Source organism: Acinetobacter sp. YH01006 (assembly GCF_013420445.1).
GTDB classification, from domain to species: Bacteria; Pseudomonadota; Gammaproteobacteria; order Pseudomonadales; family Moraxellaceae; genus Acinetobacter; species Acinetobacter pseudolwoffii.
The window spans coordinates 1-21,846 of record NZ_VOYB01000024.1 but is presented as its reverse complement, the minus strand read 5'-3'; the positions used below and the strand labels follow the sequence as shown (position 1 = coordinate 21,846).

The window sequence follows — 21,846 nt, the reverse complement described above, 5'->3', positions numbered from 1 at the left end:
TTGCATTAAGTTTCTGTATCTAAATAGCTTTAATGCGAAATGAAGATCAACAAAGCGTACAAATTTAGGCTTGAGCCTAATGCAGAGCAGGAGCTTGTTTTAAACAAGTTGCTTGGCTCTGCACGTTTTGTTTGGAATCAAATTTTAGCTGTATCATTTGAGATGCTTGCTAGAAATGAGCGAATCAACAAAGTTAATTTAGTCAATAAAATTCCTGAATTACGCAAAAAACCTGAATGTGCTTTTTTAGAAAACAGCTCGAATGGCGTTTCACTTCAACAAAAAGTCCGTGATCTTGGTGATGCTTGGGCTAAATTTTTTGATAAAAAAGAACAAGCCAAGTTAAAGCAAAAACCATTCAAAGCGAAGAAGCCAAAATTCTTTAAATTGACCGATGGCAGTGAAATTCAGCTTAGACCACTCATGCCAAGATTTAAAAAGAAATCTGATGGTTATGATTCAATCCGTATTGTTCAATTTGGCAGATATTGTTGGGTTAAAGGTAATCAGGTTAAGTTGCCTAATGACATTGGCGTTGTGAAATTCAGAAAATCACAAGATATTTTAGGCGAGATTAAGAACGTCACAATCTCAAAGCATGTTGGTAAGTGGTATATCTCTTTTGGTGTTGAAAACACAATAGACGCACCAATCCATCCATCGAAATCAGCGATTGGCATTGATTTAGGTGTTAAAAAGTTAATTACAGCGTCTAGTGGTCAGGTATTCGACCCGATCAATAGTTTTAAAGCCAATCAGGTAAAAATAGCCAAATTCCAACGCAAGTTGAGAAAGAAAACCAAGTTCAGCCAAAATTGGAAAAAGCTCAATTTAAAGATCAATAAACTGCACCATCATATTGCCAATATTCGGCATGACTACTTGCATAAAGTCACCACAACTCTCAGCAAAAAACACGCAATGATCGTAGTTGAGGACTTAAAGGTAGCCAATATGTCGAAATCAGCACAAGGCTCAATCGAGAAAAAAGGAAAGAATGTGAAAGCCAAGTCAGGCTTGAACAAGTCAATCCTAGATCAAGGTTGGTCAATGCTTGTTGGCATGTTGGGGTACAAACAGCAATGGCGAGGTGGTTTACTCGTTAAAATTGACCCTAGATATACAAGTCAGACTTGTAGCTCATGCGGTCACATTGCAAAGGAAAATAGGCTCACTCAGGCAAAGTTTGAGTGTGTTTCGTGTGGATATGTTGCGAATGCAGATATTAACGCTTCTCGCAACATTTTAGCGGTAGGACATACCGTTTTGTCTGTGGAGGGTCGATGCGGTAAAGGTCGCCCTGCGAAGCAGAAAGCAAGCGAAATCCGTGAGGAAGTCGCCTAAGAGCTTTTGCTTTTAGAATCCCCCACTTGAGGTAAAGCGAAAGTGGTGGGAGTATGTCAACAAGAATAGACCAATACCGCCGCAGAGCTGGGCAATAATTTCGAGCACAATTTCCCCAAGGTGTTTTTAGCATCAGCATACCGTCTGATCTAGGCGATGTCATTAACAACAATCCCAGGCATAGGCTTTGGTAGCAGGTATTTGGACCACACGCTGAGATCGAAGGCCCGATAGGACAGCAACAAAATACAATCCACGCAAAAAATCACAAAATCTTCATCTTCGTTTTTTTAAGATGAGTTTGGTCAGCTTGATCTGACCCAGACAGAGAGAGATAGCGTTAAATTTTATCGCTCAATTTTTATTTTAAAAATGAAAGTAAACAGAGGTATGTGGTGCGTCAAGTAATTGAATATGTGGGAGCAGATCTGTCAAGGATCATTGAAATGGCCTGGGAAGATCGCACCCCATTTGAAGCCATCCAGCGTGAGTTTGGCTTGAATGAAACTGCAGTGATTCGCTTGATGCGGAAAAATATGAAAGCATCAAGTTTTAAAATGTGGCGTGAACGAGTCACCGGCCGAAAAACTAAACATCTGCAACTGCGTTCCCCCGATGTCATTCGGGCTTATTGTGCGCGGCAGTATAAACGTTTCTAAGCGCTTTGTTTTGAACGCAGTTTGGACTCACGTTTACATCGTTCAGAACAGTATCTGACTTCCTCCCAGCAGCGTTGCCATTTTTTGCGCCAAGTAAAAAGGCGCAAGCAGTGAATACAGGTTTTTTCAGGGAGATGCTGTTTTTTCATGGTTTATAACTCATCTATCTGGCTAAGAAGCTGTTGGGCATGGGTGGATTATTTGTTCCGCAACTTTAAGTTTATCCCGCTGCCGATAGAAATCACTAGCAAATCGTCCTCACGTGAACGCAAGTTCATTTATCTAGCTAAAATCTTACTCATTTTATAAGCCTTATTTTTAATGATTTCTTAACTCATAAACGATGTGAAAATTATGTGATTTTAATCAAAAAGATACAAATTATTATAGTTGTAATTCAGGCAGCCTGCGCCTAGTATCTTCCATGAAGTTACTCCATGTAAGCTTCCTTAGTTTTGTCCCATACACCCCTCTGTATGGGATTTTTTTTAATCCGGGGATTGTCATGAGCATGCATTCAAAAGCATATATTTTTAGACAGCAGCAATTGCTGGTGGATGATCATTTCCAGTTGCCGCAAGTGGAAAGACTGCAGCACGACCTGAACCTGTCGGAAAATGGCCAGGTCATTGCACGGGATCTAAAAGAAGATGAACCAGTACCCGAGGGTTATCAACTGATCCCGATTCGGCAACTGGTGCAGGTCTGGAGCAGGCCGCAGTTTGAACAGGCCAGCCGTGCCGTACAGTTACTGGAGTGGCGCCGTAATCACTGCTTTTGCAGCAAATGTGGCCATGCCACCCAGCAGCACGCCAGCCAGTATGCCATGGTCTGTCCATCTTGTGGCTATAACCAGTATCCCCGGGTGAATCCCTGCGTGATTACCATCATCACCCGGGGTATAGATGAAATTCTGCTGGCGAAAAATGCCCGCAATAAAACCCAGATGTACAGCCTGATTGCTGGATTTGTTGAAGTCGGCGAAACCTTGGAGGAGGCAGTACGCCGTGAGACGCAGGAAGAAGTCGGCCTGCAGATCAAGAATATTCAATATCTGGCCAGCCAGCCGTGGCCGTTTCCCAGCAACCTGATGATGGCCTTCAGGGCAGAGTATCACTCGGGTGAGATTCAGATTCAGGAAGATGAACTGAGCGACGCGCAATTTTTCAAGTTTGATCAGTTACCTGAGATTCCCTTCAAGGGCAGTATCGCTTATGCCATGATTCAGCATGTGATGCATGATACCCCTGTAGCAGATGACAGCAAAGAATGGCTTTAACCTAGAAAATAGCCTAGGGCTTTTCAGCAGCACGCCTGCTAGATCACATGATTTTGTCTTCACGCTTTGTTCACATCCACCTGGGTTATCTTAGTCCTGAAATCATTCAAGGCTTAAAAATGAATACTCTATTCAAGTCAGTTTTTGCGGTTACGGCACTGACCCTCATGAGCTTAAGCATGCTGACTCGAGCGGAAACGGTTGCGCCTCAGGCAGTCGATCAGGTGGATATCCAGCAGTATGCAGGCAAGTGGTATGAAATTTCGCATTTACCGATGTATTTTCAGCGTAAATGTGTATCGGATATCTCTGCACAATATGAGGTCAATGCCGATCAGACCATGAGTGTGTTAAATAGTTGTCGGATTGCCAATGGTGAGATGATTAGCTCTGAAGGAGTGGCTTATCCGCAAAATAAGGGCAACAGTAAACTCAAGGTCAGCTTTTTACCTCCAGGTTTAAGGTGGATCCCGTTTACTAAAGGTCATTACTGGGTATTACGCGTGGATCCAGAATATAAAGTGGCACTGGTCGGTGGACCAAGTAACAAATACCTGTGGATTTTGTCGCGTGAACCACAACTGGACGAAGCAACTTATCAGTCCTATCTGGAGACTGCGAGACACTATGGCTACGACATCACAAAGTTAATCAAATTACCGCATTAATCTGCTACCCTTTGGCCGAACTGCTTAGTCTCTTACAGTTCGGCTTTTTTTCACTTCACATAAAATTCATATCTGACTGATTAGACTCATCAAATGGAATAAAGACAGTTGCTCGAAATAGGATGAGTCCATGTTGAAAAGTCTGATGCGATGGATAGATAGCTGGTCTATATCGACACCAACCGAAACACTGACGGCTGAAAATAGCAAGATTCAGTGGGTCCGGATTTTACCCTTTATTCTGCTGCATCTGGCCTGTTTCGCTGTGTTCTGGGTCGGTGTGTCATGGTTTGCGCTTGGCTTTATGGTCGCGTTCTACTTGATCCGCATGTTTTCCATCACGGCTTTTTTTCATCGCTATCTGTCGCATAAAACTTTTCAGACCTCACGCCCGATACAGTTCCTGTTTGTATTGCTCGGCACCATGAGTGCGCAGCGTGGCCCGCTATGGTGGGCAGCTCATCACCGTTATCACCACCGCTATACCGATACCTTGCAAGACCCACATTCATCCACGCATGGTTTTTGGTATAGCCATGTCGGCTGGTTTCTGAATGAATATAATTTTGCTACGCGTAAAGAGGTGATCAAGGACTGGCTGAAATATCCAGAACTGATTTGGCTGGACCGTTTTAGTTTGATTGTGGTGTTGCTGACTGCGGGCGGGATTTATGCACTAGGCGAATGGCTGGCCATCACTTGGCCGCAACTCGGGACGTCCGGCCTGCAATTGCTGGTCTGGGGCTTTGTGGTTTCCACGGTGTTATTGATCCATGCGACCTTGTGCATCAATTCATTGGCGCATCATTATGGCAGCCGTGATTTTGAGACGGATGACCACAGCCGTAACAATTTATTTCTGTCACTCATCACCTTAGGCGAAGGCTGGCATAACAATCATCATTACTATGCTGGTAGTACCCGGCAGGGTTTTTACTGGTGGCAGATTGATGTGACCTATTACTTGCTGAAACTCATGTCCTGGCTGGGACTGGTCTGGGGCCTCAAGCCCATTCCGGCACGGATTTATGAAGCCAGTAAAATCGCTCAGGCTCGAAAACATAAAAAAGCTGCTACTGCCGACACTCACACGATTCAATCGAAGGAATCACCATGAAAATTGCAATTATTGGTTCAGGTATTTCCGGTCTGTACGCTGCCTGGAAACTCAGCAAAGTGCATGAAGTCACAGTCTTTGAAAAGAATAACTACTTTGGTGGTCATACCGATACCCATCAGCTGAATATCGAGGGTGAACAGGTTGCGGTGGATAGTGGCTTTATTGTGTTTAATGAGCATAACTATCCGCTGTTTTGCTCGATGCTAAAAGAACTAGGGATTCAATCGCAAAGCAGTGACATGGGCTTTTCGGTGAATAATCAGGTCAGTGGCTTACAGTACAATCCTTCAAAAAAATTCTCGCTGTTGTTCCGACCTCAAAACTTTCTTAATACTGATTTTCGCGCGATGTTGTCGGATCTGTTCCGTTTCTATGCAGCCAATAAAGATCTGGATGTGGAACAGGTCGATACACAGCTCAGTATTGATGATTATTTAAATCAACATGGTTATAGCGATGCCTTTCGTCAGGAACATCTCTATCCGATGTGTGGAGCGCTGTGGTCCTGTCCGGTGGAACAGGCTGGACAGATTCCCTATAAATTTGTGGTGAGCTTTTTCCAGCACCATCGCATGTTGCAACTGAAAGACCGGCCGTTATGGCTCACGGTGAAAGGTGGATCGGCTCGCTACGTTCGTGCGATTCAGTCCCAGACGAATATTATTTTCCGCAAAACGGGTGTGCTCCATGTATCCCGTAGTGCCAATGATGTACTGGTTGAAACAGCACAGGGCAGTGAGCGTTTTGACTGGGTGATCTTTGCCAGTCATGCTGACGACAGCCTGAAACTGCTTAAAGACCCGACAGCGCAGGAGCTGGACGTGCTGGGCAAGTTCCGCTATCAGGCTAACCGTATGGTGGTGCATTCAGATACCCGCATCATGCCCAAATCCAGACGTCAGTGGGCCAGCTGGCATGTGCATGTGACCCCGAGTCAGGCAGCTGAACAGACACCTTTCCAGCACAGTGGTATGCACTATGGTTTCAGTTACTGGATGAACCAGTTGCAAAACCTGCAATGCAAGACTCAGGTCTTTGCCACTCTGAATCCTAATTTCACCCTCGATCCGAAAAAAATCTGGGTAGAACGGCATTACCGACATCCGGTGTTTGATGCCTCCGCGATTGAAGCACAACAACGCTGGGCTGAAATCAATAGCCAGAACCGCACCTCATACTGTGGCGCTTACTGGGGCTGGGGCTTTCATGAAGATGGTGCCCGTAGCGCTGCATGGGTGGTCGATCAGCTCTTAAAACAGGCCGAGCAGGCCGCCTAGGAGGATATGATGCAAATGTATCCACTGGCGATTGCCTCTGCCGAAATCCGGCATCGCCGTTTCTTGCCCAAAGCGCATGCTTTTGAGACCCGGCTGAACTATCTATACTTTGATCCTGATCAGCTCTCAAGCTTTACTGAAAAATCCTGGCTCTGGTCTTGCAATCGCTGGAATTTCCTGACCCTGGATGAACGTGATTTTCTGACCATGGAATGTGGTTCGATTCGGCAGAAGGTCGCACGTCTGCTGATCAAGCGGGAAAATTATCTGCTAGCGCATGCTGCGTCCATCCGGGTTCTGGCCTTGCCACGTACACTCGGATTTCGCTTTAATTCTGTGGTGTTTTATCTGGTCTTTGATGCCACCGACCAGCTGATCTTTATCCTCAGCGAAATTACCAATACGCCATGGAATGAACGTCAGGTCTATATCCATGACTGCCGGAACAATGTGACTGAACATACGCCGTACCAGAGCCACCAGTTTGATTTCAAAAAGGCCTTTCATGTATCGCCCTTCATGCCGATGGCGCTGGATTACCGCTGGCGATTCAGCTTTTCCGATCAAAGCAATGTGATTCATATGCAGCTGTTCCAACAGGGAATATTGCAATTTGATGCCACCATGCAATTTTCGTTGCAAGCCATCACAGTTCCTTCACAACAGCATCGCTATGCTGTGCTGAAAGTTCTTGAGCCCTTCAGGATGGTCGGTGGAATTTATCTGCATGCCTTTCGCTTATGGAAGAAAAAAATTCCATTTTACCGGCATCCTCGCAAAGAAAAAGGAAACACCTTGTTATGAAAACACTGTTTATGGGAGAAGAAAGCACACTGCCGGTGGTACTGCGCCATCTACTGAAATTACGTCATGGTCAGCTGATTTTTAAAGGCGTCTGGAACGGGATTGTGGGAGAGAGCAGTGATCTGTATGCCGTGATTCAGGTGCATGATAGCCGCCTGATGGATCTACTGTTCCGCAATGGTGTACTCGGTGCTGCAGAAGGTTTCATTCGCGGCTACTGGAGCAGTGAAGATCTGGTCAATGTGATTCGCATTCTGGCGCGCAATCGCGATGTGTTGGACCGGATGAATCAGAACACCTTGGCGAAAGCCAGCCAATTCTTCCTAAAGACTTGGTACAAATCCCGCAAAAACTCGATTGATGGCAGCCGTAAGAATATTGCCGAGCATTATGACCTGAGCAATGACTTTTTCAAGCTGTTCCTGGATTCCAGCATGATGTATTCCAGCGCGGTATTTAAAGAGCCGGGCATGAGCCTGGAACAGGCCTCCGATTATAAAAAAGAACTGATTTGCCAGAAACTGCAGCTGCAACCAATGGATCATTTGGTCGAAATTGGCAGCGGTTGGGGTGGTTTTGCCATTTATGCCGCGCAGCATTATGGCTGTAAAGTCACCACCATTACCATCTCCCAAGCACAATATGATGAAGCGGTCGCGCGAATAGAGGCAGCAGGATTATCCCATCGCGTGGATGTCCAGCTGAAAGACTACCGTCTGTTGAAAGGCAAATACGATAAGCTGGTCTCGATAGAAATGATCGAGGCCGTGGGTGAGCAATACTTAGCGACCTATTTCAACAAATGCCGTGAATTGCTGAAACCGAATGGTCTGGCCCTGATTCAAGCCATCACCATTGAAGATGCCCGCTATGCCAAAGCCTTGAATACCGTGGACTACATCAAGCGTTACATTTTCCCGGGAAGTTTTATTCCCTGCATCAGTATCATGACCCAGTCCGCTTCCGAGCAAAAACTGCGTCTCAAGCATCTTGAAGATATCGGCCAAAGTTACGCCCAAACCTTGCACTGCTGGCGTCAGCGCTTCTTGGAACAACGTGAACAGGTACTGCAACTCGGCTTCGATGAGCGCTTTATCCGTATGTGGGATTTTTATCTATGCTATTGCGAGGGTGGTTTCCGCGAAGGCGTCATCAGTGATGTACATCTGCTGTTTGAAGCCAGTGCTTACTAGGCCACGATAAAACAGGAGGACTGATATGCTGCTGGATTTATTTTTGCTGAATGTCTTCATCATGCTGTGTAGCTGGGTACTGGTGACCTATAACCGCAGAGCGGGTCTGGTGGATGTGGCCTGGAGTTTCAGTATTGCGCTTAATGTCATCATTGCGGCTTGGGTCATGGAAACTGCACCGCTGCTGGTTCGGGTATTTCTGGGTGTATTTAGCGGCATCTGGTTTTTACGCTTAACCTGGCATCTGCTGCGCCGTTATGCCAATGAAACCCGGGAAGATACCCGCTATGCCAATATGCGCCGTGCCATGGGCAGTTATCAGCATCTCGGTTTTCTGGCCTTTTTTATGTTTCAGGCCGGGCTGGTGGCACTGTTTTCCTACCCGATGCTGGAATTGCTCAATATTCCGGTCCAGCAGTGGAATGACTGGACACAGGCTACAGTGCTGGTGGCTGGCATAATCATGCTGCTGGCGCTGATCGGGGAAAGCACAGCCGACCAGCAACTCTACCGTTTCAAACTGAATCCACAAAACCAAGGAAAAACCCTGGACCAAGGCTTATGGAAATATTCACGTCATCCGAATTATTTTTTTGAATGGTTGCACTGGTTTGCCTATCCGGTTCTCGGTCTGGCAGCAGGTGTGTATGGATTATGGGTTTATCCGCTGCTGATGTGGCTGTTTCTGTACTACATCACCGGAATTCCATTTAGTGAACAACAGGCGCTGGCACATCGCGGCGACAACTATAAAGACTATCAACGACGAACTTCAATGTTTATTCCGTGGCCACCCAAAGAGTAGGTAAATACATGGACTTTATGATTCAAAAATCTTTAAAACTGATCGAAAGCGGCAAAGTGCCCGACCCGGTGATTCGCGCAGGCATTCGCACTTTAAGCAAAAAACGTTTGGCACAGGAAGGGCGCTTTGACCCGGCACTGGCGGCACAGCGTTATATGGATGTGCTGCATATGCTGAAAAACAGCGAAATTGCCATCGAGACCGACAAAGCCAATGAACAGCACTATGAACTGCCCACCGCATTTTTCCAGGCGGTGCTGGGCAAGCGGCTGAAGTACAGCGCCAGCCTGTTTGAACAGGCGCATACTACACTGGATCAGGCAGAAGAAGCAGCATTGGCCAGCTATTGTCAGCGTGCACAGTTACAGGATGGACAGGATATTCTGGAAATTGGTTGCGGCTGGGGCTCACTCAGTCTGTATATGGCCGAGCATTATCCCAAAGCCCGCATCACTGTAGTGTCGAACTCCTCGACCCAGCGTCAGTATATTCAGGAACAGGCCCGTCTGAAAAAACTGGAAAACCTGACGGTGATCACCTGCGATGTCAATGTACTGCAACTGGAATCGGCTGCTTTCGACCGTGTGGTTTCGGTGGAAATGTTTGAGCATGTGCGCAACTACCAGAAACTGTTTGAAAATATCAGCAGCTGGCTCAAAGCTGATGGCTTGCTCTGGTGCCATATTTTCTGTCACCGTTTCCTGCATTATCCGTTTGAAGTCAAAAATGAATTTGACTGGATGTCGCAATATTTCTTTAGTGGCGGCCTGATGCCGGCAGCCTCAACTTTCCTGCATTTTCAGCAGCATTTGCAGCTGGAGCAGCACTGGCAATGGGCCGGTACCCAGTATGAACGCACGGCAAATGCTTGGCTGGAGAATATGGACCAAAAGCAGGCTGAGCTGCAGCCCCTGTTTCAGCAGACCTATGGCGCAGATGCGGCCATCTGGTGGCAACGCTGGCGGATTTTCTTTATGGCCTGTGCCGAATTGTTCGGTTATGAGCATGGACGCGAGTGGATGATCGGCCACTTTCTGTTTAAAAAGAAAGCCGTATAATTGAACGATGAATCGAATGCGCCAGCGGGGAATTGATCAATGTTAAAGCTGTTTAGGGACAAACGCGATCATCCTCTGGGTGAGGTGTTTAACCGCTATTACTGGCTGCAAATCGGATTCATTGCCCTGTCGGTGGTGATCGGCATTGCCTGTAGTGCCTGGGTGATCAAAGGCTTTTTGCTGCGCACCGCCTTGGAACAGGAAATGTCACATTACTGGCAGCGGCTGGAACGCAATCCGGCCGCCGAACTTCCCGACACCAAAAACCTGTATGGTTATCGCTGGTATGATACCCCCCCTGTGCAGTTTCAGCACATGCAGTTCGAGCAAGGCGTAAATCGGCATTTTGTCGATGGTAAAGAGCGCATGACCGTCTACGGTGAAAAAGACAGGCAGCATGTGCTGCTGGTCTTTGGCGAAAGTAACGTGAACAAGCTGGTTTGGCTGTTTGGTCTGGCACCACTAATGGTCAGCCTGTTCGTGCTGTATAGCGTATTGTGGTGGTGGAACCGTCGCGCCCGGCGTTATTTTTCTCCGATTACCCGGCTGGCCAATGCACTGGAACATATCGACTGGGAGCATCAGAAAAATCAGGCTTCGCCTTTTCAGGACATCCGTACTGACTCCAATCTGGAAGCAGAATATCTCAAGCAGGCACTGGAAAAATATCATCAGGTGCTCAGCGAGTTCATTCAGCGCGAACGTGAGTTTACCGGTGATGTCAGTCATGAACTGCGCACGCCATTGACGATTTTAAAAGGCAATGTGCAACTGTGTCAGGCACGCTATGGTGACAACAAATCCTTTACCCGCCTGCACAATACTATTGAAGACATGCAGCTGCTGGTCGATACCTTACTGGCTATCGCCCGAAATACCACCAACACCCTGACGGCCGAGCCCACTATGCTGTCAGAATGTCTGGAGAATCTGGTACAGGATCTGGACAGTGTCAGCCACAACAAAGGCATGCAGATCGACCTACAAAAAGACCTCGATGAGCAGCCACGTAAACTGTATCCATCGATGACCAAAATGGTCTTTGGCAATATTTTGCGCAATGCGCTGAATTATTCGCAAGGTACAGAAATTGATGTGATTCTACAGAAAAATACAGTATTGATCGCTGATAATGGAATCGGCATCTCTTTGCCAAATAATTCTAAAGTTCAGGAGCTGTCTGGCCAGCAGTTGCAACTGGAGATCAAAGGGCATGGTATTGGCCTGCAACTGGTACAGAAGTTGTGCAAACAGCTGGGCTGGCGGGTCGAACTCTTTGACCGGCAGTATTATCTCAGTACCCATCCAGAGATTGATCTGGCAATGACGACCGGTCTGATTGTGGTAGTGTATTTAAACTAAGTTTCAGCTTTGTACGTTTAGACTTAAGCTTCCAAAGCAATCTTTAAACCTACACCAGAAATGGTATGAATCAGTTTCTGCTCAAAAGGCTTGTCGACCATTTTACGTAAATTATAAATGTGACTGCGCAAGGCATCACTTTCCGGCTCTTCATCACCCCAGAGTTCCAGCATAATTTCCTGTTTGGTGAGGACTTTAGGTGAATGACGCATCAGCAGTTTCAGCAGTTTGAACTGAATCGGGGGCAGTTCAATCGTCTGTCCAGCCCGAGTCAGCTGCTGTCTTGCGGGATCCAGAATCAAATCATGAATTTGCAGGCGACTACTGGAAACTTCACCCAATGAGCGTTTGATTAAGGCTTTGACCCGAACCACCAACTCATTAAAATCAAAGGGCTTAACCAGATAATCATCCGTGCCGGAATTAAAGCCTTTGAGTTTGTCATCCAGAGTATCGCGCGCCGTCAACATCAGTACGGGTAAATCCAACCCTTCGTCATGACGCAGCCATTCACACAGTTCATAACCCGAACCATCAGGCAGATTAATGTCTAGAAGCAAAATATGATAGCGCTGCTGTTTCAGTAATTGGCGTGCAGCGTTCAGATTGCGGGCATGATCCACCACAAAATCATGTTCTTCCAGAAACTCGCATAAGGTAGAGGCTAGTTCATAATGGTCTTCGACCATCAGGATAAAATGTTTGGACATAACGGCAGAGACTAATTCAATAATTGCTGTTTTAATTTAGCACTAAATGGCTGCGATCCCAGCCAGATATTAAAATATTGTTGTGCTAGCGGATGCTGAAGATTGCCTAACACCTGCTGATTTAGCATCAAGGTCAGGGTCTGAGTCTCGGCTTGATAGCTTAAGCGATAGAGATCACCCGGTTTTACCGGCTTATAAAGCTGGGTGATTCTATCTAATACTATTAAATGTTTAGACTCTCGCTCATTGCGCTTCAGAAAATGGGTCGCTGCACGCTTGAAAGCCCATTCCGGAATATTTTGTGTATAAGAAAAATCAATCTGCATATTCTGGCCTTGCCAGGGTTTTGTACAGTTCTGAGCATAATAACGGGCGACGCCAACCTGTTTCTGAGCTACCAGAAGTGGACCACGACCACACTGATTCATATTCTGGGCATGTGCCCATGAACTGAAACTGCAGAGCATCAGTAGTCCCGTATTTAATACTACTTTTTGAATGGCAGTACCCATGAATAGGCTCCTCCAACATAAGGTAAAGAACGATACAGGCCATTGGCCGGATCCCAGAAATCCTGCTGGAAAATAATTTTTTTGTCTCCGTTGACTTTGATTTCACTGATACCAAAAGAATCCATAGTTCGAGTCGTGCCAAACATTTTAAAGTCATAGGCCATATGCCAGTGCACGTAGGCAGAGTCTTGGTAATAGGAGGTATTTAATAGTTTGACATTCACGTTACTGACACGCTTGTTCATCCCTTGAAAATGTTGGAGTAGATTTTGACGTGATGAAAATTGCGATAGGGTATCGTTAATAAACAGCTGATCGGCATAGAGTGATCCGGCTCGTTCAATAAATGCAGGTGTACCTAAAGTATTAAAAGCTGAAGTAAAGCGAATGCCGATGTCTTGGGCTTTAGCCTGATCCAGCGCAGTTCCCTGAATTTGGTTTCTGGATTTTGCATAATCACCTGAATAGCTGGGAATACTTTTACATCCTGCTAAAACTAGTAGCGGTAAGGACAAGGTAGCTAGCAGTATTTTTTTGATATGTTTCATATTGGCTATCCGTATTAGGTCTATGCTGATACTTTAGGCCGAAAGTCGTGAACAGAATGTGAAGAGGATGAAAGATTCTTCAAGGAAATTTCTCAAAAAAAGCACTTATTGACTGATTAATAGATTAAGGAGAGTTTGAACATGAACATCAAGGCGATAAGGTTGAGTGGTATTAAAGTAGTCTGAGCTAACTTTTCATAATTTAAGAAGTACGAAAAAATGAGATGTATGTGGATTGTCTTCAATGAGTGGGGAAGTTCATGAAAATCATTAACAGAGATCTTTTTAGGAAATAAATATGATTATAATGATCCAATTTATTCATCAAAATAAAAAAAATATTTAAATTATACTAAATATATAACCACTCTTATTTAAATATTCAAAAACTGAATATTATTTCATCTTCCTTTTAATTATCATAAATATTAATAAATTCATTTCTATTATACATAAAAACAATAAATAAATTTCATCTTGATCAAGTGTATGGTACATGTCCGTACTTTTGATCATTTTATATACTTGGCCTATGTTACTACATCAAAAAAAGCTTGTTACCACATCAAAACCTGTATTTTTAAATTCTGTTACCACATCAAAATCTGTATTTTCATGATCTGTTACCACATCAAAACCTGTATTTTTATAGGCTGTTACCACATCAAAACCTGTATTTTTATTTTATTTAGACTTTTTATATATAATTTATTATTTTATAATTAAATAGATTGCTTAATTTTTATTCAAAATAAATTTGAATTTTAATATATATGTATAAGAAATAATTTATTTATAAATTTAATTATTAATCATAAATACAATCTTCTTATTTGAATAAAAAATTAATCTTATGATAATTATTAAGTTCCAAAATAATTATTAAAAATAAAGAACTTCATATGAGTTAATGTTGAATCATATATATGTAAATAAATTATGATCTAAAAGTTAAATTTTCTAAGGTAAAAATTTGCGAAATTTATGTATGAATCATGGAACTGAATGTCTATTCTTGGATAATTCTGGAAAAATTATGTAGAATTTGTACATTAATAAAGATGATAGATGTTTTTTCAAGAATAATTTTTGGACAAATTATGTGAATTTTTTGTATTAATAAGGGTAGTGAGTGTCTATTTAAGAATAACTTGTGGAAAATTATGCATAACGTCTGTATTAACAAGGCTAATTGATGTTTACTGAAGGGTAATTTCGGGAAAATTATGTTGTTTTAGTGCCTAAAGTATGCATTGGTACTTGGATATAAGTATTTTTTAATCACAGTTACTTTGTGAAAAGAGGTCAATGGAAGGGAGGCAATTTGTTGGTTATGTTGCTGACACTAATGTTCATGAAACAAGCAATCGATTTAAGGTTTTTTATGATATAAGTATCACAAATCAACACTTAGGATTGACCTATTGAGACAGGTTCTATCAGCGCTCCATTTGAACTTGCGCAGCTTAATATTATTGCTAACGATCTTAAGCGTGACCTGTCTGTTTGTCTTTTCTTTATTCTTTGTTAACTATACGGTCAAAGAGCGCCTGATCGACAATTCTTTGGCCCTGAATGCCGAATATTCTTCCAGAATTGCTGCACACACTAATTATCAGTTTGAAGAAATCCTAAAAAATTTAAGATTTAGCGCCAATCTGTTGGGAAAAAACTTTTCTAATGAAAATTTAACAAGAAACGAAATATTACGTCTCAAAAGTCAGTCAGGCAATTTCAACAGTGTTTTTTTAGCTGACCGGGAAGGACGGATCATTTCATTTTCCCCAAAAACCTTGAAAATTGATTCTAGAAAAATTCATAGAACCCACGGTATTACCGAGTCGATTAAACGTAAGCAAACTTATATTTCTTCACCGTACTGGTCTTCAACCAATAGATTGATCGTCATTGTTTCTGAGCCGGTTTTTGATGATCAAGGAAAATATTTAGGTTTTATTGCGGGAACGATTTACCTGCAAAGCAAGAATCTGGTAAGTGAAATGCTGGCATCCAAATATGGCTACAAGAAAAATTATACTTACGTCGTGGATGATCAAAGACAGATCATTTTTCATGCCGATACTCGGCAAATCGGACAGAAAGTCCAGACCGGTGATGGATTGACCACGATGCTTCATCAACAGGCTGGTGCTTTCCGTCTGATGAACAGTAAAGGCATAGATAGCCTGGTCGGTTTCTCGCATATTCCCAGCGTGAGCTGGATTGTGGTATCACAGCAGCCGATTAATGAGTTATTTGCTCAAGCCAACAGTATTATTATCAAGGTATCAATCGGGATTAGCCTATTCTATTTATTCATTTTCTTTGTGGTCTGGCGTTTATCGGGCTTGATTGCACTGCCTTTAAACCATTTGGCGAAAATGGCCAGTATGCTCAGTCGGCAGGATGTTCAGGATAAAATCAACGAAATTAAACCTTCGTATTTTGAAGTCAATCAATTCAAAAATTCTCTGATGCTGAGCTGTCAAAATTTCAATGAAAAAATTGATGAGTTGAATCAATCAGTGAATACTGATCCCCTAACTGGTTTATACAATCGCCGTGGAATGAACCTGTTTATCGAAGAGTTTGTGCGTATGCGTACCGATTTTGCTGTGCTGGCGGCAGATATCGACTTCTTTAAAAAGGTGAACGATACCTATGGGCATGACAAAGGCGATATTGTCTTACAAAGGCTAGCGAACGTGATGCAATATCATTTCCGAGACAATGATGTCTGCTGCCGTTCGGGAGGAGAGGAGTTTATTATTTTAATGGCTGCTTCAGATCCTATAAAAGTTTTTCAGGCAGCGGAGCGGTTACGAAAAGCGGTTGAGCTCACTGAAATGGGAGAAATTGGTATAGTGACCATTTCCATTGGGATTGCTTACTGGCCAAATAGTTCTAACGATGTAGAGGAAGTATTGCGCATGGCAGATCAAAAACTGTATCAGGCCAAGCGTGAAGGACGCAACTGTACGCGTTGATTTTTAGACCTTTACTGATGAAAATTGCATAGAGAGATCTAGCGTATTTTTTTAGTAGTAAAGGATTTTATGAATATATTTACGGAATATTTACCTTGGCTCAATGTTATAATAAACATGTGAATTTTCAACAAATAAAAAACCTTGAATAACCTTATTGTATAAGGCTATTTGTGAATTTCATTGGGGAATTTTATGCCAAAATCATCTCGTGACTTATTTTCACCAGATGTATTCGACCTCAAGTCGTTTATTTCTCCTTATATGATGCTGATTCCACCGACGATTTTTGCCTTGCTGATCTGGTGGACCAATCAAAGTTTTGGTTTCCTATTTACCCATACCGTGGCAGAACTGATTTCAATCATTATCGCGCTCACAGCGCTGATTGTGACCGTGGTGTCACGGCATTTTACTAAAAATTATTTTGTGGTTTTCATTGCCATCGCGCTTGGCTGGTGTGGATTTATTGACCTGTTCCACACCCTGCTATATAAAGGCATGCAAATTCTTCCGGTGGACAGTGCCAATCAGGCCACTCAATTATGGATTGGTGCCCGGTTATTGCAGGCCTTTGCCATGCTCGCTGCGCCCTTTATGCTGACACGGGCGATCAAGCCTCTTGCATTGAACCTGTTTTTTGGTCTGTTCAGTGTGGGGATTGTCAGCGCTGTGATGTTGGGTTTCTTTCCAACCGCCTTTGTTGATGAGCAAGGCCTGACCCCTTTTAAAATTTACAGTGAATATCTGATTATTGCGGTTCTGGCGTTAGCACTGGTGCTGGTCTGGCAGCGCCGCGAATATTTATCGCCTCAACTGACGTTTGGGGTCAGCCTGTCCATGCTGACCATGATGGCTTCTGAATTTGCCTTTACCCAATATGTGTCCGTATATGCCGATGCCAATCTGCTGGGGCATATTCTGAAAGTCTATTCGTACTGGTTCATTTATATGGCATTGGTCGAGTCGACCATTAAAGAGCCTTTTAGCATGTTGTCCAAGGCTGCCAGCACTTATGACACCATTCCTGATCCAACCTATATTGTCACTTCTAGCCAAATGATTCAGCAGGTCAACTTGGCGGCAGCCCAGCTGCACGGCATTCCAGCGACACAATTGAGCGGACGCTCTGTGCATGAACTGGTGCATGATCCTCGGGTAAAGGCCGAAGATTGCCCGGTGTGCTCCCGATTGCAGCAGGCTCCGCAAGAGTTTTTAGTCCAGTTGACCTTGCCGGATCACAAAACGGTTGAGTGTCATGTGGCACCTTTTGCAGAACGCCTGGGTAAAAAAACCGTCTGGGTCATGGTGGTACACGATATTACCGATCGCCAGTTTTTGCTGCAGGATCTGCAGGAACGTGTAAAAGAAGTGCGATGTCTGAATCAGATCAATCAACTCTGCAATAATACCCATACCGGCATGAGCGAGCTGTTGCACAAAGTGATGCAGACAATCCCTTCCGGCTTATCTTCTCCGGAGCGGGTTAAGCTGCAGATTGATAGTGACTGGGGTGTTTTTGGTACAGCCCCTCCGGCTCAGATGCCTTTTTTGCAATCAGTCTTTGCCAATGAGACTCAGCAATTCGGTACCTTAAGCATCTGGTATGATCCGGCAGCGGATGCCCCGACTTTTCTAGATGAAGAGCAGAGTTTAATCGATCATATCACCGGTCAGATTACCGATGTATATACCCGGATACAGTCACAAAGGCGTGTAGCACGGTTGACTTATCTCTATCAGCTGCTCATTGAAACCAACCGGGTGATTGCGCATAGCCAGAATCGGCAAGATTTGCTAACCGAGTTGCAGCAGGTGCTGTTGAATCTGGGTAGTTTTGCTAAAATTTTAATTGCAATCAAAGCAGAGGATCGAGCTGACAGTCCATTGATGATTCAGTTCCATCATAATATTAGCGCAAATATTATGCCCACTTTACGCACTCTCTTACAGCAAGATGAAAATACTCCATTGCATCAGGTGAAAAATACCAGTCCAGAGGTAGATGTCTATGCCTATTCCTTGATCAATGACGCGGACGAGAATGTTTCACCAGAATACCAGGCATGGAGACAGTACTTAAAACAGGAAAAGATAAGTCAGGCAGCATTAATCCCGTTGTTGCTTGATGGACATTTCTGGGGGCTAGTGGGGGTGTATACTACAAGGCAAGTAGAATTTGATGAGGAGCAAATTCTACTGTTGCAAAATCTTTCTAGGGACATTTCTTCTGCGTTGGAGCGTTTTTCAGCGGAGCAACAGCGTAAAACTGCCGAGACCTATTCTCAGCAGATGGAACAACGTTTCCAACAGGTATTTTTGCAGTCTCCCGTGCCAATGCATATTATTTCCGTACAGGATGAACGAATTCTTGCGGTTAATTTGGCCTATGAAAAATGGCTGGGATATAGTCTGGAAGATTTTCAAAATCGGGAAGCCTGGCTGGAAAAAGTGGCGCCTAATCCAGAGCAAAGACAGTTTATGCAGCAGAACTGGGAAGAGGCATTGCAACTGGCAAAAAACGGTAAACAGGTGCAATTTCCTGAAATTACTCTGTTAGCTAAAGATGGTAGTCAGCGTATTGCTCAGCGAACACTGGCGATTGTCGGCAATGATGTGATTCTGGCTTGGAATGATCTGACCACCATCCGCAAAACTGAACAGGCATTACGAGACAGTGAACAGCGTTTCCGGGGTATGGTGGAACAAACCGTGGTCGGGATGTATGTGCTGCGCGACAATCACTATCTGTATGTCAACCCGAGTTATGCCAATATGCTGGGCAGGTCTGCTGCAGCACTCATTGGACATAATATTCTGGAATTTAGCACCATGGCCGCAGACACACCGGCACTGATTAACCAAGAGCAGGATCAGGCTGCAGAATATTCGAGCCTATCCTGTGTGGTTCCGTTCCGACATCAAAATGGCCAGATCCGGGAATTTGCCCTGCATAGCCGTCGCATCACTTGGGATGATGGCTTGCCAGCCTCGATTGTGATGGCACAGGACATTACCGAGCAAAAGCAGGCACAGGACCAGATTGCCCGACAGCTTGAGCAGTTGGAAGCTACCATGTATGGTACGTTACAAGCCGTATCGATCATGGTGGAATTACGCGACCCTTATACAGCGGGACATGAACGCCGTGTCGGGCTGATTGCCAGTGCGATTGCCAAGGAAATGGGCTGGAATGAAAAACGCTGTCTGCAGATGGAAGAGATTGGATTGGTACATGACATTGGTAAAATTTCAATTCCTTCCGAAATTCTGACCAAACCTACTCGTCTGACCTATCTGGAAATGGAAATGATGAAAGGTCATGCGCAGGCTGGTTATGAAATTCTCAAGGATGTTCCTTTCAATATTCCAATTGCTGAAATCATTGGTCAGCATCACGAACGCATGGATGGGACAGGTTATCCTAAAGGATTAAAAGGTGATGAGATTCATCCTGAGGCGCGTATTCTGACGGTGGCCGATGTGATCGAGTCAATGGCTACGCATCGCCCATACCGTCCTGCTTTAGGCATAGAGGTTGCGCTTGCAGAAATCTTAAAAGGACGTGGAACGATTTATGATGTAGAAGTATGTGATGCAGCAGTACGTTTAATTAGGGAAAAGGGATACGTCTTGCCAAGTTAAGCAGTCTTGATCATCAGGTGAATAGCAGCCAAAAAGCTATTCACTTATTTTTTAGTTAAGTAGTATTCCGGATAAATTTGATATTGTTTAATGCTTTAAATTGAAGCGCTAACATGCTTATGTTATCTATAACTGAATAGAAAGTTCGTATTTGGAGCATTATCGATGTCATACCAGAATATTTTAGTACCAGTTGATGGTTCAAAAGTTTCATTCTCCGCGGTAAAACATGCGGTCGAAATTGCTCAGGTATTCGATAGCAGATTGACCTTCATCAGTCTGGTTTCTGAAGATCCATTTACAGATGCAGATTTCTATTATTATTATGTCTCTGCTCCAATGAAAGAACACTTTATTCAAGCTTATGCGAATGCAGAAGAGGTATTAAAACAAGCAAGTGAAATTGCATATGCAGCGGGCGTTCAAGTTGAAACTAAAGTCCTAAAAAGTGTAGTGTTTGAAGAAAGTATTGTGAAAACTGCCAAACAGATACAGGCTGATCTCATTGTGATGGGATCGCATGGTCGCAGAGGTTTTAAAAAATGGAGACTCGGAAGTGTGGCCACAGCTGTACTTCGCTCAACCGAATTACCAGTGATGATCATGAAATATTAGGGTGTGTTGACATTTTAGCTTAACAAATAGCGAAGTAGTAAAATCAAATCTTCAAACCTAATTTCACTATTCGATATGCCTCGTACCATGCTGAAAGATCAACACTGGCAAAATTTAAAAGTTATTCTGCGTAATTTATCCATTCATCATAATTCAAATTTACTTAATTTTATTGAAGCTATTCTCATAGTTTTAATTATAAATAGTAAATATCAACGGTGCCTAGTAAATTCAAAAATTTTTAATAGTCAATTTTAGGACTAATTTTTCTTTAAAATCATTAGCAAAATGCTAGAGTATGAAGATTGCTATTGGACGGTAGAGGATAAAACCATGGCTGTTATTCTTCAGGTAGACTTTCCGACGCCAGGCCCATTTGGAGAAGAGATGAGTCGCGCCTATCAAACACTTGCAGAAAGTATTAATCAGGAAGCTGGCATGATCTGGAAAATATGGACAGAAAATAGCGATGCTCAGGAAGCAGGGGGAATTTACCTGTTTGATAGTCAAGATAATGCAGAAAAGTATTTAAAAATGCATACTGCACGCCTGAAAAATTTTGGAATAAAAGATATTCGGGGGAAAATTTTCCAAATTAATTTACCACTGTCTGCTATTAATCAATCCCACTTCATTGTGCAACTTTGACTTTGGTCGGTCTGGAAGCAAGATACTATCTCATCCCACTTCCTACCTAAATTAATCTCTGTTGCATTTCGTCTGAGAATCCAAGCAATAAAAAACCCTGACATCCTGCCAGGGTTTTTTACAGTGCGATCTTTGGTAGCTGCTATTCTACCCTCACTATCCTAGTGTTAGAACTTATCGTTGTTGTTTTCTGTTCCGGAACTTCCTGTTCCTGCATGATTTCATCATAAGTAAAAAAGCACAGATCCCCTAGCCGCAAAATCCCTAAATGTCTGTGCGCCAGGGCGTACAAAAAAGGCTAAAAGTTGTCCCGCTTTTATCTACAGCAATTGGGGATAACTTTTCCCCTAGAGATCTGATGGAATCAGGAAAAATTCTAAAACTGTCCTAGATAAATAGATGAGCTAATTAACCAACACATTCGGCTCATTAGTTGAGTTGAATGTATGCTATATTCAACTCATCTTAGATTTTTAGAGAAAGATGGCTTTGTTGCACAAAGCTATTCTTGAGGGCTTCTTTAGCAATATAATTTCCAGATGAAGAAGCCTGCACCTAAAACTTACCGTACAACCAATTGGTCCTCGTATAACCAAGCTTTAATCAAGCGAG

19 protein-coding genes and 1 pseudogene are annotated in these 21,846 nt (G+C 43.5%); 16 read left to right on the top strand and 4 right to left on the bottom strand.

All coding sequences use genetic code 11. The annotated features are described in order from the left end of the window. Positions 1 to 39: 39 nt before the first annotated feature. Together FTT73_RS14210 and FTT73_RS14205 are read left to right on the top strand one after the other, a co-directional pair. Positions 40 to 1,344 (top strand): RNA-guided endonuclease TnpB family protein, encoded by a 1,305-nt coding sequence (locus FTT73_RS14210; RefSeq protein ID WP_159138905.1) that lies wholly within the window; start codon positions 40 to 42, stop codon positions 1,342 to 1,344. 407 nt (positions 1,345 to 1,751) lie between these two features. Continuing rightward, positions 1,752 to 2,003 carry a TIGR03643 family protein gene (locus FTT73_RS14205; RefSeq protein ID WP_373683532.1) on the top strand — a complete coding sequence of 84 codons (252 nt, stop codon included), beginning with the start codon at positions 1,752 to 1,754 and terminating at the stop codon, positions 2,001 to 2,003. Here FTT73_RS14205 and FTT73_RS14200 read toward each other — a convergent pair. Continuing rightward, positions 2,000 to 2,152, bottom strand: a complete 153-nt coding sequence (locus FTT73_RS14200; protein WP_159138906.1) for a DUF2256 domain-containing protein — start codon at positions 2,150 to 2,152, stop codon at positions 2,000 to 2,002. The genes FTT73_RS14205 and FTT73_RS14200 overlap by 4 nt on opposite strands. A gap of 356 nt (positions 2,153 to 2,508) precedes the next feature. On the opposite strand from FTT73_RS14200, the gene nudC reads away from it, so the two are divergent. The 9 genes from nudC (at position 2,509) to FTT73_RS14155 (ending at position 11,569) form a co-directional block, all read left to right on the top strand. Beyond that, on the top strand, positions 2,509 to 3,282 hold the full coding sequence (gene nudC / locus FTT73_RS14195; protein ID WP_100535554.1) for an NAD(+) diphosphatase: 774 nt from the start codon (positions 2,509 to 2,511) through the stop codon (positions 3,280 to 3,282). Between the two features lie 119 nt (positions 3,283 to 3,401). Beyond that, a complete protein-coding gene (locus tag FTT73_RS14190) occupies positions 3,402 to 3,950 on the top strand; it encodes a lipocalin family protein (RefSeq protein ID WP_100535594.1) in 549 nt (182 codons plus the stop codon). Positions 3,951 to 4,080: 130 nt separating this feature from the next. Then, positions 4,081 to 5,067 carry an acyl-CoA desaturase gene (locus FTT73_RS14185; RefSeq protein WP_071852181.1) on the top strand — a complete coding sequence of 329 codons (987 nt, stop codon included), beginning with the start codon at positions 4,081 to 4,083 and terminating at the stop codon, positions 5,065 to 5,067. Next, positions 5,064 to 6,347 (top strand): NAD(P)/FAD-dependent oxidoreductase, encoded by a 1,284-nt coding sequence (locus FTT73_RS14180; RefSeq protein ID WP_100535553.1) that lies wholly within the window; start codon positions 5,064 to 5,066, stop codon positions 6,345 to 6,347. The genes FTT73_RS14185 and FTT73_RS14180 overlap by 4 nt, the downstream gene beginning before the upstream one ends. A gap of 9 nt (positions 6,348 to 6,356) precedes the next feature. Beyond that, on the top strand, positions 6,357 to 7,151 hold the full coding sequence (locus tag FTT73_RS14175) for a DUF1365 domain-containing protein (RefSeq protein ID WP_100535552.1): 795 nt from the start codon (positions 6,357 to 6,359) through the stop codon (positions 7,149 to 7,151). After that, a complete protein-coding gene (locus tag FTT73_RS14170) occupies positions 7,148 to 8,344 on the top strand; it encodes a cyclopropane-fatty-acyl-phospholipid synthase family protein (RefSeq protein WP_100535551.1) in 1,197 nt (398 codons plus the stop codon). The genes FTT73_RS14175 and FTT73_RS14170 overlap by 4 nt, the downstream gene beginning before the upstream one ends. Positions 8,345 to 8,369: 25 nt before the next feature. Further along, on the top strand, positions 8,370 to 9,149 hold the full coding sequence (locus tag FTT73_RS14165) for a DUF1295 domain-containing protein (protein ID WP_180075622.1): 780 nt from the start codon (positions 8,370 to 8,372) through the stop codon (positions 9,147 to 9,149). Between the two features lie 8 nt (positions 9,150 to 9,157). After that, a complete protein-coding gene (locus tag FTT73_RS14160; protein ID WP_071852186.1) occupies positions 9,158 to 10,207 on the top strand; it encodes a cyclopropane-fatty-acyl-phospholipid synthase family protein in 1,050 nt (349 codons plus the stop codon). A 39-nt stretch (positions 10,208 to 10,246) separates the two neighbouring features. Continuing rightward, a complete protein-coding gene (locus FTT73_RS14155) occupies positions 10,247 to 11,569 on the top strand; it encodes a HAMP domain-containing sensor histidine kinase (RefSeq protein ID WP_180075623.1) in 1,323 nt (440 codons plus the stop codon). 23 nt (positions 11,570 to 11,592) lie between these two features. Here FTT73_RS14155 and FTT73_RS14150 read toward each other — a convergent pair whose 3' ends face one another. Genes FTT73_RS14150 through FTT73_RS14140 form a run of 3 tightly spaced genes read right to left on the bottom strand, consistent with a single transcriptional unit; the run spans position 11,593 to position 13,339 of the window. Next, positions 11,593 to 12,279 carry a response regulator transcription factor gene (locus FTT73_RS14150; protein ID WP_071852188.1) on the bottom strand — a complete coding sequence of 229 codons (687 nt, stop codon included), beginning with the start codon at positions 12,277 to 12,279 and terminating at the stop codon, positions 11,593 to 11,595. A gap of 11 nt (positions 12,280 to 12,290) precedes the next feature. Continuing rightward, a complete protein-coding gene (locus tag FTT73_RS14145; protein ID WP_071852189.1) occupies positions 12,291 to 12,791 on the bottom strand; it encodes a chalcone isomerase family protein in 501 nt (166 codons plus the stop codon). Continuing rightward, entirely contained in the window at positions 12,767 to 13,339 is a 573-nt protein-coding gene (locus tag FTT73_RS14140; protein ID WP_071852190.1) for a nuclear transport factor 2 family protein, read from the bottom strand. Before FTT73_RS14140 ends, FTT73_RS14145 begins: the two co-directional genes overlap by 25 nt. Positions 13,340 to 14,832: 1,493 nt before the next feature. Between FTT73_RS14140 and FTT73_RS14135 the strand changes: the two genes are divergently transcribed. From FTT73_RS14135 to FTT73_RS14115, 5 genes and pseudogenes are all read left to right on the top strand, one after another. Beyond that, a complete protein-coding gene (locus tag FTT73_RS14135; RefSeq protein ID WP_286380590.1) occupies positions 14,833 to 16,326 on the top strand; it encodes a sensor domain-containing diguanylate cyclase in 1,494 nt (497 codons plus the stop codon). 195 nt (positions 16,327 to 16,521) lie between these two features. After that, positions 16,522 to 19,971, top strand: a complete 3,450-nt coding sequence (locus FTT73_RS14130) for an MASE3 domain-containing protein (protein ID WP_180075625.1) — start codon at positions 16,522 to 16,524, stop codon at positions 19,969 to 19,971. Between the two features lie 165 nt (positions 19,972 to 20,136). Beyond that, on the top strand, positions 20,137 to 20,586 hold the full coding sequence (locus FTT73_RS14125; protein WP_180000747.1) for a universal stress protein: 450 nt from the start codon (positions 20,137 to 20,139) through the stop codon (positions 20,584 to 20,586). A 75-nt stretch (positions 20,587 to 20,661) separates the two neighbouring features. After that, a pseudogene (locus tag FTT73_RS14120) lies at positions 20,662 to 20,772 on the top strand (IS5/IS1182 family transposase); the annotation flags it as partial. A gap of 102 nt (positions 20,773 to 20,874) precedes the next feature. Further along, positions 20,875 to 21,234 carry a monooxygenase gene (locus FTT73_RS14115; RefSeq protein WP_306669805.1) on the top strand — a complete coding sequence of 120 codons (360 nt, stop codon included), beginning with the start codon at positions 20,875 to 20,877 and terminating at the stop codon, positions 21,232 to 21,234. The last annotated feature ends 612 nt before the right edge of the window (positions 21,235 to 21,846 follow it).